Genomic DNA, 13,921 nt, shown 5'->3' on the forward strand with positions numbered 1-13,921 from the left:
GATAGCTATCCAAAGGGCGACGCAGGATGACCTGCATCGCCCCAAGGCTTAGAAGAAGCCCAACGGATTAATGTCGTAGCTCACCAGCAGATTCTTGGTCTGCTGATAATGATCGAGCATCATCTTGTGGGTTTCGCGGCCAACGCCGGACTTCTTGTAGCCACCGAACGCGGCATGGGCCGGGTAGAGGTGGTAGCAGTTGGTCCACACGCGGCCGGCCTTGATCGCCCGGCCCATGCGGTAGGCGCGGTTGATGTCGCGCGTCCAGAGGCCGGCGCCGAGGCCGAACTCGGTGTCGTTGGCGATTGCCAGGGCTTCGGCTTCGTCCTTGAAGGTGGTGATGCTCACCACCGGGCCGAAGATTTCTTCCTGGAACACGCGCATTTTGTTGGTGCCCTTGAGCAGGGTCGGCTGGATGTAGTAACCGCTGGCCAGGTTGCCCTCGAGTTTTTCAACCGCGCCGCCGGTCAGCAGCTGCGCGCCTTCGCCCTTGGCGATTTCCAGGTACGAAAGGATCTTGTCGAATTGCTGCTCGGACGCCTGGGCGCCAACCATGGTGTCGGTGTCCAGCGGGTCGCCGCGTTTGATCTGCTCGATCTTTTTCATGACTACTTGCATGAATTCGTCGTAGATCGATTCCTGCACCAGGGCGCGGGACGGGCAGGTGCAGACTTCACCCTGGTTGAAGAACGCCAGGACCAGGCCTTCGGCGGCTTTTTCGATGAAGCTCGGCTCGGCCTGCATGATGTCTTCGAAGAAGATGTTTGGCGACTTGCCGCCCAGTTCCACGGTGGACGGAATGATGTTCTCGGCGGCACATTTCATGATGTGCGAGCCCACCGGGGTGGAACCGGTGAAGGCAATCTTGGCGATGCGCTTGCTGGTGGCCAGGGCCTCGCCGGCTTCTTTGCCGAAACCTTGCACCACGTTCAGCACGCCCGGTGGCAGCAGGTCGCCGATCAATTCCATCAGCACACTGATGCCCAGCGGGGTTTGCTCGGCAGGCTTGAGCACCACGCAGTTGCCGGCGGCCAGGGCCGGGGCGAGTTTCCAGGCGGCCATCAGCAACGGGAAGTTCCACGGGATGATCTGCCCGACCACGCCCAGCGGTTCATGAATGTGATAGGCCACGGTGTTGCCGTCGATCTCGGCAGCCGCGCCTTCCTGGGCCCGCAGGCAACCGGCGAAGTAGCGGAAGTGGTCGGCGGCCAGGGGGATGTCGGCATTGAGGGTTTCGCGCACGGCCTTGCCGTTGTCCCAGGATTCGGTGATCGCCAGGGTTTCGAGGTTCTGCTCGATGCGGTCGGCGATTTTCAGCAGGATCAGTGAGCGGGCCTGGGCCGAGGTGGCGCCCCAGGCATCAGCGGCGGCGTGGGCGGCGTCCAGGGCTTTGTCGATGTCTTCGGCCGTGGAGCGCGGGAATTCGGCAATGGGTTGGCCGTTCACCGGGGAGGTATTGGTGAAGTACTGACCTTTGACCGGCGCGACGAACTCGCCGCCGATGTAGTTACCGTATTTGCTCTTGAACGAAACGATGGCGCCTTCGGTACCTGGGTGAGCGTAACGCATGATGAGTCTCCTTGGCTTTTGTGCTTATTAGGGAGCCGCGCCTTTCGCGCTGGTATCAAGCCTAGAGCAAAGGTTGGGCCATTGCCTTGCAGGGCCCGTAAATCAAGACTTTAGAACTAATCCGTCGGACAGACGGAAGCACTGCGTGACGATTGCGATACAGGCGGGGTGACAATTTGTGCCATCGCTGAGACAACGGCTGACTGACGGGTCGCGCCAGCATTGCATTGCGCGGGTTGCTGGAGGATGCTGGGCCACAGGGCGCTTGGGCGAGATAGCTTTTGTGGCGAGGGAGCTTGCTCCCGCTCGACTGCGCAGCAGTCGCATTCGGTTTGATGTGAAATCTTTTGGGTCTGCTTCGCAGCCCAGCGGGAGCAAGCTCCCTCGCCACGGGTTCGGTGTTCGCCACAGTTGTACCGTCGCTCCAGTGAAGCTGCATCCTTCGGGAGAATAATAAAAAATGCACAGCAACCATTTGAGCCGTCACGCCCAGCAGGTCCTGACGGTCACCCAGGGCAAGGCGCATCTGCAAGGCCCTGGCAGCGATCCGTCGATAGCCCGTTCCTGGTTGCGTTGCCTGGAGGACTATCACCTCGACCCGGCGCAGAACCTGGCACCGACGGTGCTGGAACATGGCCGGGTGCTGGAAAGCCGCGAGCGTTTGCAACAGGTGTTGCACATCGCCGGCAATGAAATGAACAGCCTGCACCAGCAACTCTCCGGGGCCGGCCACGCAGTGTTGCTCACCGATGCCCGTGGCGTGATCCTCAATTGCGTCACTGCCCCTAGCGAACGCAAGATTTTCGAACGCGCCGGGCTCTGGCTCGGCGCCGACTGGAGCGAAGCCTGCGAAGGCACCAACGGCATCGGCACCTGCCTGGTGGAGCGCCAGGCCCTGACCATCCACCAGGAAGAACACTTTCGCGGCCGACACACCGGCCTGACCTGCTCGGCGAGCCCGGTGTTCGATCCCCATGGCGAGCTGCTCGCAGTGCTCGATGTGTCCTCGGCCCGGCCCGATGTGTCGCGCCAGAGCCAGTTCCATACCATGGCCCTGGTCAATCTCTCGGCGAAGATGATCGAGAGCTGCTATTTCCTACGCTGTTTCGACAATCAATGGCTGCTGCGCTTTCACCTGCAAGCCGAGTCCGTGGGCTTGTTCAGCGAAGGGTTGCTGGCGTTCGACGGCGAAGGGCGGATCAGCGCCGTCAACCAGAGCGCGCTGAATCTGCTCGGGCACATTCGCGGCGGCTTGCTGGGCCAATCGGTGGAAGGGTTCTTCGATTGTTCGCTGGACGAACTGCTGGGCCGCGCCAGTGCCCAGGCCAGCGCCAGTTGGCCGTTGCGCACCCGTGACGGGCGGAACCTGTTCGCCCTGGTGCGCGGGCAGCCGCGCAGCGTCCCGATCCCGCTCATGCCAGCACTCAAGGTCACTGAACCAGCGCGACTGCCGGGCATCTGCCTGGGGGACGCGGTGTTGCAGGAGCATTTTCGCAAGGCACTGCGGGTGTTCGAGCGCGATGTCCCGTTGTTGATCCACGGCGAGACCGGCTCCGGCAAGGAAGCCTTCGCCAAGGCCGTGCATCAGGCCAGCCAGCGCGCCGACAAGCACTTCGTGGCCTTGAACTGCGCGGCCATTCCGGAGAGCCTGATCGAGAGCGAGTTGTTCGGCTATCGCGGCGGCAGTTTCACCGGCGCCCGAAAGGAGGGCATGCGCGGCAAGCTGCAACAGGCCGATGGCGGAACGCTGTTCCTCGATGAGATCGGCGACATGCCCCTGGCCTTGCAGACTCGTTTACTGCGGGTGCTGGAAGACCGTCAGGTGGTGCCTATCGGCGGTGAACCCGAGACGGTGAATGTGCGCATCATCAGCGCCACGCACCGGCAATTGCTTGAACGGGTGCAGGACGGCAGCTTCCGTGAAGACCTGTACTACCGGCTCAACGGCCTGGAAATCCCATTGCCGGCGTTGCGCGAGCGTAGCGACAAATCGCAGTTGCTGGATTTTCTGCTGGCCGAAGAGCGCGGTACCGAGGCGGTGTGCATTGACGAGTCGGCGCGTCGGGCGCTCCTGGCGTTCGACTGGCCGGGCAACGTGCGGCAGATGCGCAATGTCCTGCGCACCCTCGCCGCGTTATGTGAGGACGGGCGGATTGGGGTGGAAGACCTGCCGGCGATGATTCGCCAGGCACGGCCACAGGTGCAGGACACCCCGCCACCGGAGCATCCACTGGAAAACGCCGAACGGCTGGCGCTGCTCGATGCGCTGGAGCAGACGCGCTGGCATATGACCAACACGGCGGAGCAGTTGGGTATCAGCCGTAACACGCTGTATAGAAAGTTGCGCAAGCATGGGATTGCTCGCTGAGCATCGATCCCCAGATCGCTAAAGAACCCCTGTGGGAGCGGTGGTATCCATTGCCTGTGAACAGCAGGCAACTCCGAATACAAAGGGTGCGATTTCCCCCTCCCTACGCTAACCTGCGGCCATGTTTTACGAGGTCGACTATGCACATCCATATTCTCGGTATTTGCGGCACTTTCATGGGTTCGATGGCGGTTCTGGCCAAGGAGCTGGGCCATCATGTGACCGGGTCCGACGCCAACGTCTACCCGCCGATGAGCACGCAGCTGGAGGCCCAAGGCATCGAGCTGACCCAGGGCTATGACCCGGCGCAGCTGGATCCGGCGCCGGACCTGGTGGTCATCGGTAACGCCATGTCCCGCGGCAACCCGGCGGTGGAGTACGTACTGAACAAGGGGCTGCCCTATGTGTCCGGGCCGCAGTGGCTGGCTGACCACGTGTTGCAGGGCCGTTGGGTCCTGGCCGTGGCCGGTACCCACGGCAAGACGACCACCAGCAGCATGCTCGCCTGGGTGCTGGAACACGCCGGCATGAGCCCGGGCTTCTTGATCGGCGGTGTGCCGCAGAACTTCTCGGTGTCGGCGCGCCTGGGGGGCACGCCGTTTTTTGTGATCGAGGCCGACGAATACGACAGCGCGTTTTTCGACAAACGCTCGAAATTCGTCCATTACCGCCCACGCACGGCGATCCTCAACAACCTGGAATATGATCACGCCGACATCTTTCCGGATCTACCGGCCATCGAACGGCAATTCCACCACCTTGTCCGCACGATCCCAAGCGAAGGCCTGGTGATCCATCCGACCACCGAACCGGCTTTGCAGCGGGTGATCGAGATGGGCTGCTGGACCCCGGTGCAGACCACCGGCGCCGGTGGGCAATGGCAGGTGAAACTGCTCAAGGACGACGGTTCGCAGTTCGAGGTGATGTTCGAGGGCGTGTCCCAAGGCGTAGTCGAATGGGAACTGACCGGCCAGCATAACGTCGCCAACGCCCTGGCAACCCTGGCGGCGGCCCGGCATGTCGGCGTCGTGCCGTCCATGGGCATCGCCGCGTTGAGCGCGTTCAAGAGCGTCAAGCGTCGCATGGAGAAAGTCGCCGAAGTGCGCGGCATCACCATCTATGACGACTTCGCCCACCACCCGACCGCCATCGCCACCACCCTCGACGGTTTGCGCAAGCGCATCGGCGACGCGCCGCTGATTGCCATCATCGAGCCGCGTTCCAATTCCATGAAACTGGGTGCCCACCGTGACGGTCTGCCGGAAAGCGTGGTGGATGCCGATCAAGTGATCTGGTACGCACCGGCCAACCTCGGCTGGGACCTGGGCGCGACTGCCGCGCTGTGCAGTGTGCCAGCGATTGTCAGCGATTCGTTGGAAGGCATCATCGAGCGCGTGAAGAGCCAGGCCCAGCCCGGCACCCATGTGGTGATCATGAGCAACGGCGGCTTCGGCGGCCTGCACGGCAAGTTGGCCGAGGCGCTGAAATGAACACTCGTTTGGAGAGCAATGGCCCCGAACGCATCACCCTGGCGATGACCGGGGCGTCCGGCGCCCAGTACGGCTTGCGCCTGCTCGATTGCCTGGTCCGGGAAGACCGCGAGGTGCACTTCCTGATTTCCAAGGCAGCGCAACTGGTGATGGCGACGGAAACCGACGTCACCCTGCCGCCCAAGACCCAGATGATGCAGGCGTTCCTTACCGAGTACACGGGAGCGGCAGCAGGGCAGATCCGGGTGTACGGCAAGGAAGACTGGATGTCGCCCGTGGCCTCGGGCTCCGGCGCGCCGGCGGCGATGGTGGTGGTGCCGTGTTCCACCGGCACGCTGTCGGCGATTGCCACCGGGGCCTGCAACAACCTGATCGAACGGGCGGCGGACGTCACGCTCAAGGAGCGCCGGCAGTTGATCCTGGTGCCGCGGGAAGCGCCGTATTCGAGCATTCATCTGGAGCACATGCTCAAGCTGTCGAACATGGGCGTGACCATCCTGCCGGCGTCGCCGGGGTTTTATCACCAGCCGCAGACCATCGATGACCTGATCGATTTTGTGGTGGCGCGGATTCTCAATCTGCTGAGCATCCCCCAGGACATGCTGCCGCGCTGGGGCGAGCATCATTTGAGCAGCGATGAATAAGCTGCTGATGGTACTGCTGGCGCTGCAACTGACCGGCTGCGCCACCGCCCGCACCCTCGACGCCGCCAAGCCTGGCGCGCCGGTGGTGTACGCCGGGACGCGCCTTGACCTCTACGCCCTCAATGGCGGCTGCTGCGCCAAGGACCGCTTCGGCGCCGAGGCCCCGAGCTATCCTGGGGTTGATCTGCCCGGCAGTGCATTGCTCGACACCTTGTTGTTGCCGTTGTCGTTGTTTACGGCGATGGGGGTTGGGTTTCAGGCGACGGGTGGGATGTAACTGAGCCTGCGCGATTGCTTTGGACTTGGGGTGTAATGAGCATCATGTGGCGAGGGAGCTTGCTCCCGCTCGACTGCGCAGCAGTCGCGTTCCGGGCTCAACAAAGGATCCTGGGGCCGCTTCGCCCGAGGCGTCGGACCGTCCCGGCGGGAGCAAGCTCCCTCGCCACAAAGGGGCTGTGTTTGGCTGAGGTTGGGTAGTGGCGTCCTGTCAGGCACTACAGAATCACTTACCCAACTTACGCAACTCATCCGACTCCACCACCCGCACCCCGTCCTGCTCCTCCAGCGCCAGGCGCCACATGGCGCGGGCCAGTTGGCAGGCTTCGATGCCGTGGTATTTGCCCGGGATCAGTTTCGACAGCGGCCCGGCCAATTGCTCGGCCAGGCGCGGTTCGACGCGTTCGCCCAGCAGCAGGGAAGGGCGGCAGAGGGTCAGTTGCGGCCAGTCCTGGCTTTTCAGCGCCGCCTCCATCTCACCCTTGACCCGGTTGTAGAAGATCGACGACTGCGCGTCCGCCCCAAGGGCGCTGATGGCGATCAGGTGCCGCGCCCCCAGCTCCCGGGCGCGCTTGGCAAAGGCCACGACCAGCTCCAGGTCCACGGCGCGAAAGGCTTGTTCGGAGCCGGCCTTCTTGATGGTCGTTCCCAGGCAGCAGAAGGCGATATCCACCTGACCACTGAGTTGCGGCAAAACCTGAGCCGGTTCCCCAACCGGATTTTCCAGGCGCGGGTGTTCGGCCAATGGTCGGCGTGAAGGTGCCAGGACCCGGGTGATGGTCGGCTCGTTGAGCAGCCGATCCAGCAGATGTTCCCCGGTCAGCCCGGTCGCACCGGCGAGCAAAACATGCTGAGGCGTCAAGTACATAGTGTTTCCCCCTTGATACAGTTCAGCTTAGTTGCTCTTTATGGCCTCGTCGTTCAATGCAGTGCTTTGTAATGCTTTGCGGGCCTGCTGCTTGCGCAGCAACTGCCAGTGGGAAACCACCGTCCGAGGGGCCCAGATCTGCGGTTCGGAGGCTTCGAAATTATCCGCCTGCTCCCGCTCGGCCACGGTGGCCTTGGCGCGCTTGAAGGCCTGCTCCAAATCGTCGGTCTGGTTCAGCGCCTGGGCAAACAGGGCGTCGCCGAAGTAGGTGAAGTTGGCTTCTTCGGAGCAACCGAAGGACACCCGGTCGGCCCGCGAGGCGGTCATGATCATCGTGCGTTCATCCTTGAGCGCCGGGATGAAACCACCGGAGTAGCACGCCGAGATCACCACGATCTTGTCGCGGTTCTTCAGCGGTGCCAGGACCGCAGCCAGTTCATCGGCGGGCAGGTCGGCCAGTTCCATGCGCGGCTGGTCGAGCACCAGTTCGTGCTCGCTGGTGCCATGGCTGGTCAGGTAGATGAACACCAGGTCTTCCGGACCGCTGCGTTCGGCCAGGGTGGCGATGGCTCGGCGCAGGGTTTCCCGGCTGGCCATGGGCCGGTCGCCGAGGTGATCGCGGTGGTTCACCAGGCGGATCTGCCCGAATGCGCCGAAGCGGCTGGCGAGCATGTTGGCGACATAGTCGGATTCGCGCAGGAACACGCTCTGCTTGCCGTCGCCGCCCAGGGTCAGGCTGTACAGTTCCACGGCAGGCGTTGAGGCCGGGATATTGGCGAGGGCTTCGTCCAGCAGCCGGCCCTGGGCCAGCAGGCCGAGTTCCAGCACGTCCGGCAACAGCCGGCCATTTGCGTCGCGCACCCGTTGGCCGTTGGCCCAAGTGCCGTCCTGCACGGTGCCGTCGGTCAGCACCAGGGTTCCGCGCCCGTTGTAGGCGTCGTTTTCGAAGCTGCCGACATAGAAACTGCCGTCAGGCAGGTTCAGACGACCCTGGCCAGTGAAGCGCCATTCATTGAAATGGCCGATGTAATGGCTGCCATCGGCACCGGTCAGCTCGCCCTTGCCGGTGAGTGCGCCGTCCTTGAACTGGCCGATCCAGACATCGCCGTCGGCATTTTCGTAGCGACCGCGCCCGTTGAGCTGATTGTCCTTGAAGCCGCCGACGTAGACGTCGCCCTCGGCACTGTTGAAGGTACCCTTGCCCTGCAGTTGTCCATCGACAAAATGCCCGGTGAACTGGTTGCCGGCGGCATCGAAGCGCTGGCCCTCGCCGTTGGGCTTGCCGTTGACGAATGGGCCTTGGTATTGGCTGCCGTCGGCAAGCTCCAGGCGTCCGAGCCCCGAGTAGCGGTCGGCCTTGAATTCACCACGGTAGGTCACGCCGTTTTCCTTGAGCGTGCCTTCGCCGTCGCGCCGGCCTTGCTTGAAACCGCCGGTGTAGCTGCTGGTCGGCGTGGTCAGGCTGCCCTGGCCGTGGAACAGGCCATGCTGGAACTGGCCGCGATAGACCTCGCCATTGCTGCCATGCCATTCCCCGGTGCCGTGCCACTGGCCCTTGTCGAACTGCCCGGCGTACCAGCTGCCATTAGGGTAATCGATGCGCCCCTGGCCTTGCAGCAAGCCGTCCACCAGGTCACCGCGATAGCGTCCGCCGTCGGGCAGGCGCGCGTCGGGAGGCAGCGGTGATTCACCGTCGCCGCAGGCAGTGAGCAACAGGGTCAGGGTCAAGGGGACGAGTAAGCGCATAACGGGATCCAGGTAATCAGGCCACGAGTATGCCGCAGCCGAGCCTCCTGGATATAGAGAAGCGGTGCGAAACTGCCTGAGCGGCTTCGCTTCCGCCCAGGTTTACACGAAGCAGAGCGACAGCGGCTCGGCGATGTAGGCCGGTTTTTCCGAGCCTTCGATTTCCAGCGTGGCGGTGGCCTTGAGCAGCCATTGGCCGGGCTTTTTCTCGGTGACGTCCACCAGGTCTACCTTGAGCCGGACTTTGGAGTCGACCTTCACCGGCTGGATGAAGCGCACGCTGTCCAGCCCGTAGTTGACCACCATCTTCACGCCCTCGGGCAGGATCAGGATGTCTTCCATCAGCTTGGGCATCAGCGACAGCGACAGGAACCCGTGGGCGATGGTGCTGCCGAAGGGTGTCTGCGCGGCCTTGACCGGATCGACGTGGATGAACTGAAAGTCGCCTGTGGCTTCGGCGAACAGGTTGATGCGGTCCTGGTCGATGGTCAGCCATTCGGAACGTCCAAGTTCCTTGCCGACATAATCTTTGAGCTCTGCAACGGGAACATAGGGCATTGAGACTCTCCTTGGTTCATCGGTTTTATTTTTTTTGGGAACGGCGGCCTCGGCCTCCGGAGAACCACTGTAGATCAACATGGCGGACAACGAAGGTCATCGACCATGCTTTTTACGAATGCCGAACCATAGCGCGGGCGTGCTTATAATGCGGGCGCATTCAATGAACAGCTGTTGCGGGGGGAGAACGGATGTTGCTACGGGGCCTGACCTGGCTGGTGTTGTTCCAATTGCTGGGCACTGCGATCAATCATTTGTTCCTGCCGGTGTTGCCCGGGCCCATCGTCGGCCTGCTGTTGTTGCTGGGTTACCTGATCATTCGCGGCGAAGTCGCCGAGCCGCTGAGCCTGGCCGCCGGCAGCCTGCTGCGTTACTTGCCGTTGTTGCTGGTGCCGCCGGCGGTTGGGGTGATGGTCTATGCGCGGGCGATTGCCGCTGACTTCTGGGCCATCGTCGGCGCGCTGGTGCTGTCGCTGGTGCTGTCCATGGCCTTCACCGGCGTGTTGATGCAGCGCCTGGCTCGGCGCCATGCCCCGGCAGCGGAGGACGCGCCATGATGTTTGACTGGCAGGGCGCCTGGGCCTCGGTGATCCATCATCCGCTGTTCGGCATCGGGATTACCCTGGGCGCTTATCAGGTGGTGCTGGCGGCGTTCGAAAAGACCCGCTGGGTGTTCCTGCAACCGGTGCTGATGTCGATGGTGCTGTTGATCGGCGTGCTGGTCAGTTGCGGCATCAGCTACGCGGAATACCGCAAGAGCACCGAGATCCTCAGTATTCTCCTGGGCCCGGCCACGGTCGCCCTGGCGGTGCCGCTGTACCTGAACCTGCGGCGGATCCGGCAATTGTTCTGGCCGATTTTTACTACGCTGGTGATAGGCGGGGTGTTTGCCACGGGCTCGGCGGTGGTCCTGGGCTGGGCGTTTGGCGCCGACCACATGATTCTGATGACCATGGCGCCGAAGTCCGTGACCTCGCCGATCGCCATGCTGGTGGCCGAGCAGATCGGCGGCGTGGCGGCCATGGCCGCGGTGTTCGTGTTGATCACGGGTGTGCTTGGGGCGATTTTCGGGCCGGGCATCCTGAATCGGTTGGGGGTCCACAGTCCCGAAGCTCGGGGCATGGCGCTGGGACTCACGGCCCACGCCGTGGGCACGTCCGTGGCGTTGCAGGAAAGTGAAGAGTCCGGTGCGTTTGCGGCGCTGGCGATGAGTCTGATGGGCGTGGCCACGGCGGTGTTGCTGCCGTTGGTGGTGTCGATGACCGTTTAAGGAACTGGTTATGAGTTTGCCGCTTTTCCCGTTGAACACCGTGTTGTTCCCCGGTTGCATCCTGGATCTGCAGATTTTCGAGGCGCGTTACCTCGACATGATCGGGCGCTGCATGAAAAAGGGCGAAGGCTTCGGTGTGGTCTGCATTCTCGATGGCGAGGAAGTCGGCATCGCGCCGGACGGCTATGCGCGGGTCGGCTGTGAGGCGCTGATCACTGACTTTTCCCAGCAGGACAACGGCCTCCTGGGCATTCGGGTGCAGGGCGGGCGGCGGTTTCTGGTGCACAGCAGCAGCGTCCAGGCAGACCAACTGACCGTCGCCGAAGTGCAATGGCTGGAAGAAGAGCCGGAGCAGCCGCTACAGGATGAGGATGCCGATCTGGTGGCGCTGCTCAAGGCCCTGGCCGAACATCCGATGGTCGAAGCCTTGAACATGGGCACCGAGGCGACTGGGCAGCAGTCGCTGGCCAATCAGTTGGCTTACCTGCTGCCGTTCAATGAGCTGGACAAGATCGACCTGCTGCAACTGGATGATCCGCAGCAGCGGCTGGATGCGATCCAGGCGTTGCTCGATGAGTTGCAGGGCGAGTTGTTTGCCTGAAACCGCTGGGCAACCGCTGGACCCTGTGGGAGCGAGCCTGCTCGCGATGGCGGTGTGTCAGTTGACGGTGATGTTGACTGTGCAGGCGTTATCGCGAGCAGGCTCGCTCCCACAGGGGGGCTTCAGTGTTTATGAGTCCGTGTTCAATAGGCATACCTCAACATCCCATGCGGCAAATGCCGCAACGCAAAGAAACTGAACGCCGCTACCAGCGCCGGCAGGATCAGCCACCAGATTTTCGGCGGCATGGCCGGCAGTGGGGCCGGGCGCTGGCTCAGCCACAGCATGGCGGCGCAGACGCAGGCGGCGAGCATGGCACCGGCGACTACATCGCTCGGCCAATGCGCCCCCAGGTACACCCGCGACAGCGCAATCGCCAAGGCCGGCAGGCAACCCAGCAACAGCCAGGTCAGGCGCAGGCGGGGCGGTTGTCCGCGTCCGGCCAGGATGGCCAGGCTCAGGAACAGCGCGAATGCGCCTGAAGCATGGCCGCTGGGCATGCTGTAGCTGGTCAGCGGGTCGGTGAGGATCTCCGGGCGTACGCGGGCGAAGAAGTGTTTGCTGCCGGTGTTAGCCAGGGAGGTAAGCAACATCGTGCCCCCGGCGAAGATCGCCTGCCGCCACTGGCGGGCCAGCAACAGCAGAGCGGTGAGCAGGCTGCTGAAGATCAGCATGTTGCGGAATTCGCCGATCAGGGTGAAGGTCACGGCGATTTCGTCCAGCGCCGGGGTGCGATGTTCCTGGACCAGGGTCATCAGGCCTTGGTCGAAGGCGCTCAGGTAGCCAAACCCGAGGAACAGGCCGATCAGGATCACCAGGCCCAGCCCGGCAATGTACGCGGCGGCGTGCCGGTGCCGGCGCATGCTGCTGTTGACGCTCAGCCCGATCATCACCGCGATGCTGCCGATGACGATACCGGCCTGGGGCCAGAAACCCTCGGGCAGCGGCAGGCGGAACGCCGCCCCCGTGGCCCAGCCCGGCAGCAGGTACGCCACGGTCCAGCCTGACGCGGCCAGCACGCTGACAGCGGCAAAGCGCGGGAACGGCATGTCGCACATCCCGGCGACCATCGGCAACATCGGCCGCAGTGGGCCGATAAAACGCCCCACCAGCAGGCTGGCGATGCCGTAGCGCTGGAAATAGTTTTCCGCTGCACTCATCCATTCCGGATGATGCCGCAGCCCCGGCAGGCGCCGGATGTTCTGGTGGAAGTGCCGCCCCAGAAAGTACGACACCCCGTCCCCGAGCAAGCCCCCGAGCAAGCCCAGCAGCAGTGTCTCGCCCAGAGACAACGCGCCACTGCCGGCCAGCACCGCTATGGCAAACAACAGCACAGTGCCCGGCACGATCAACCCGGCAATAGCCAGGCACTCCACGCACGCGACAATGAACACCGCCACCGCCAGCCATTGCGGATTGACGGTCAACCAACCGGTGATGCTATCGAGCCATGGGCCCATAAAGACAACTCCATTGAATATTCATCGGCTACGCCAGGCGCCAGGTGGGAGCGATCCGACGATGGCGGTGTGCCAGTTATCATCTGATTCTACTGTTCCGACGCCATCGCGAGCAGGCTCGCTCCCACAGGGTTCGCAGGTGAATGAAAATCCATGGTCATCCAAGATCCATTGTGGGAGTGAGCCTGCTCTGGGCGGCGCTCCGACGATAGTGGTGTGTCAGCCACTATCAATTCTGCTGATCCGACGCATTCGCGAGCAAGCCCGCTCCCACAAGGGGCGGCGGTGTTATCAGGACAGCAAAAAATAATCACGGCCTTCGACCTGTCCCCGTCGCAGCGGGTTGCGGGTGCACCACGGGGCGTAGGCGGCGTCGACGAAGCGGTAGGGCAAGTGTTCGTCCCGCCCCAATGGGATGCCCAGGCGGGTGGTCTGGATCACATTGACCGTCGGCACGTCGACATCTTCCACCAGCAGGCGCTCGGGGTCGAAGCGTTTGGCGTCCCATTCCGGCACTTTCAGTCCCAGGGCCTTGCACAGCAGAGTCTGGCCGGCGCAGAGCTTTTGCGGTGTGCGCGGGCGTCCCTGGGCGTCGGGGTTGTTCAGCAGCATCTGCGCCAGGCTCGCCGGGCCGGAAACCGTGTCGACCCACGGATACGCCGATTTGATCAACACCGCATTGCCAGGGCCCTGGGCACTGAAGTTCAGCGAATCGCCGCCCCGGGCGTAGTACATATAGATGTGTCCGCCATCCAGAAACAAAGCCTTACGTTTTTCCGTATAGCCCAAGGAGGCGTGACTGCCTTTTTCGGCGAAGTAATACGCCTCGGTCTCGATGATCCGGGCGCTCAGCCACAGGTCCCCGACCTTATGGCGGATGACTTTGCCCAACAGGTCCCGGGCGAGCACTTGGGCGTCGCGATCAAAGAACGAATGGGGCAGGGCGTTTGGCGGTCGAGGCAGATCGGTCATGTCGATAAACGGAGTGAGGCCAAGGGAAGCGCGATCATAGCAATGAAAAACTTAATCACGGCTGAACGCTTGCCGTTATGACTGGTGGGCTTCTTAAAA

At 63.0% G+C, this 13,921-nt stretch carries 13 protein-coding genes; 7 read left to right on the forward strand and 6 right to left on the reverse strand.

Going from position 1 to position 13,921, the window contains the following annotated elements:
• Positions 1-48: 48 nt before the first annotated feature.
• Positions 49-1,569, reverse strand: coding sequence for an acetaldehyde dehydrogenase ExaC (gene exaC, locus ACLEJR_RS19880; RefSeq protein ID WP_440799583.1), 1,521 nt, complete (start codon positions 1,567-1,569; stop codon positions 49-51).
• Between the two features lie 460 nt (positions 1,570-2,029).
• Here exaC and ACLEJR_RS19885 point away from each other — a divergent pair, with 460 nt between their 5' ends.
• The 4 genes from ACLEJR_RS19885 to ACLEJR_RS19900 all read left to right on the forward strand — a co-directional run bounded on the left by ACLEJR_RS19885 (position 2,030) and on the right by ACLEJR_RS19900 (position 6,348).
• Positions 2,030-3,937 (forward strand): sigma-54-dependent Fis family transcriptional regulator, encoded by a 1,908-nt coding sequence (locus ACLEJR_RS19885; protein ID WP_440815955.1) that lies wholly within the window; start codon positions 2,030-2,032, stop codon positions 3,935-3,937.
• Positions 3,938-4,077: 140 nt separating this feature from the next.
• On the forward strand, positions 4,078-5,427 hold the full coding sequence (gene mpl / locus ACLEJR_RS19890) for a UDP-N-acetylmuramate:L-alanyl-gamma-D-glutamyl-meso-diaminopimelate ligase (protein ID WP_440815957.1): 1,350 nt from the start codon (positions 4,078-4,080) through the stop codon (positions 5,425-5,427).
• On the forward strand, positions 5,424-6,071 hold the full coding sequence (gene ubiX / locus ACLEJR_RS19895) for a flavin prenyltransferase UbiX (RefSeq protein ID WP_440815960.1): 648 nt from the start codon (positions 5,424-5,426) through the stop codon (positions 6,069-6,071). The genes mpl and ubiX overlap by 4 nt, the downstream gene beginning before the upstream one ends.
• On the forward strand, positions 6,064-6,348 hold the full coding sequence (locus tag ACLEJR_RS19900) for a YceK/YidQ family lipoprotein (RefSeq protein ID WP_440815963.1): 285 nt from the start codon (positions 6,064-6,066) through the stop codon (positions 6,346-6,348). Before ubiX ends, ACLEJR_RS19900 begins: the two co-directional genes overlap by 8 nt.
• 225 nt (positions 6,349-6,573) lie before the next feature.
• Here ACLEJR_RS19900 and ACLEJR_RS19905 read toward each other — a convergent pair whose 3' ends face one another.
• From ACLEJR_RS19905 to ACLEJR_RS19915, 3 genes are all read right to left on the reverse strand, one after another.
• A complete protein-coding gene (locus ACLEJR_RS19905; protein WP_440799676.1) occupies positions 6,574-7,215 on the reverse strand; it encodes an oxidoreductase in 642 nt (213 codons plus the stop codon).
• Between the two features lie 27 nt (positions 7,216-7,242).
• Positions 7,243-8,961, reverse strand: coding sequence for a C13 family peptidase (locus ACLEJR_RS19910; protein WP_440815966.1), 1,719 nt, complete (start codon positions 8,959-8,961; stop codon positions 7,243-7,245).
• A gap of 102 nt (positions 8,962-9,063) precedes the next feature.
• Entirely contained in the window at positions 9,064-9,519 is a 456-nt protein-coding gene (locus tag ACLEJR_RS19915; RefSeq protein WP_440799670.1) for a MaoC family dehydratase, read from the reverse strand.
• A 191-nt stretch (positions 9,520-9,710) separates the two neighbouring features.
• Between ACLEJR_RS19915 and ACLEJR_RS19920 the strand changes: the two genes are divergently transcribed.
• The 3 genes from ACLEJR_RS19920 to ACLEJR_RS19930 are packed head-to-tail and all read left to right on the forward strand — an operon-like array spanning position 9,711 to position 11,390.
• The gene (locus ACLEJR_RS19920) at positions 9,711-10,076 is read left to right on the forward strand and encodes a CidA/LrgA family protein (protein ID WP_440799667.1); all 366 of its coding nucleotides are present in this window, start codon (positions 9,711-9,713) and stop codon (positions 10,074-10,076) included.
• On the forward strand, positions 10,073-10,789 hold the full coding sequence (locus ACLEJR_RS19925) for an LrgB family protein (RefSeq protein WP_440799664.1): 717 nt from the start codon (positions 10,073-10,075) through the stop codon (positions 10,787-10,789). The genes ACLEJR_RS19920 and ACLEJR_RS19925 overlap by 4 nt, the downstream gene beginning before the upstream one ends.
• A gap of 10 nt (positions 10,790-10,799) precedes the next feature.
• Positions 10,800-11,390 (forward strand): LON peptidase substrate-binding domain-containing protein, encoded by a 591-nt coding sequence (locus tag ACLEJR_RS19930; RefSeq protein WP_440799661.1) that lies wholly within the window; start codon positions 10,800-10,802, stop codon positions 11,388-11,390.
• A 143-nt stretch (positions 11,391-11,533) separates the two neighbouring features.
• Here ACLEJR_RS19930 and ACLEJR_RS19935 read toward each other — a convergent pair whose 3' ends face one another.
• Both ACLEJR_RS19935 and ACLEJR_RS19940 read right to left on the reverse strand, forming a co-directional pair.
• On the reverse strand, positions 11,534-12,850 hold the full coding sequence (locus ACLEJR_RS19935; RefSeq protein WP_440815969.1) for a bifunctional DedA family/phosphatase PAP2 family protein: 1,317 nt from the start codon (positions 12,848-12,850) through the stop codon (positions 11,534-11,536).
• Between the two features lie 291 nt (positions 12,851-13,141).
• Positions 13,142-13,822 carry a DNA-3-methyladenine glycosylase gene (locus tag ACLEJR_RS19940; RefSeq protein WP_440799655.1) on the reverse strand — a complete coding sequence of 227 codons (681 nt, stop codon included), beginning with the start codon at positions 13,820-13,822 and terminating at the stop codon, positions 13,142-13,144.
• Between the last annotated feature and the right edge of the window lie 99 nt (positions 13,823-13,921).

Source organism: Pseudomonas sp. SMN5, assembly GCF_052041925.1.
GTDB lineage: Bacteria > Pseudomonadota > Gammaproteobacteria > Pseudomonadales > Pseudomonadaceae > Aquipseudomonas.